This is a genomic window from Bifidobacterium sp. M0353 (genome assembly GCF_016100645.1).
Classification (GTDB): Bacteria; Actinomycetota; Actinomycetes; order Actinomycetales; family Bifidobacteriaceae; genus Bombiscardovia; species Bombiscardovia choladohabitans.
This window is the reverse complement of sequence record NZ_JACFSB010000032.1, coordinates 1-411: the sequence shown is the minus strand read 5'-3', so window position 1 is coordinate 411 and position 411 is coordinate 1. Positions and strand designations below refer to the sequence as shown.

Sequence of the window (411 nt, the reverse complement as noted above, 5' to 3'; positions counted from 1 at the left end):
AACTTAGCCTTCTTAGGCTTTTTCTTTTTCGAAGCATTGTAATCACCATTTAGCCAATCACCCATGCCTCCCCAAAAGTTATTCCAGCCTTTTTGAAGACCTTTAGCGGCTTTCTCCTGGTCTTTTTTACTAGTGCCTACATTATTCCAATAAGCGCCAAGTTGAGCCCACCAACTACTAGAATTGGCTGCCTTGTGACCATTTGTAAAGCCACTAAACAAGTTTTGAGCATTTTTAACAACACTACTTAAACCACTCTGTAGTCCTGGAACAAAAGATTTATTCCAATAATGAACAAAGCTGTCCGATTGGTGCCGTAAAGCTGAAAATATTTTTGGAGCATAGTCTGCAAAGGCTTTACCAAGAGAGGCTCCTAAAATGCCACCTGCTACAGTACCTATGCCTGGTATT

Annotated in this window: 1 protein-coding gene; it reads right to left on the bottom strand. The window is 40.6% G+C overall.

Annotation, left to right across the window (positions count from 1 at the left end):
* On the bottom strand, positions 1-411 hold a 411-nt coding region (locus H3V04_RS08880; RefSeq protein ID WP_198188227.1), incomplete at both ends, for a hypothetical protein.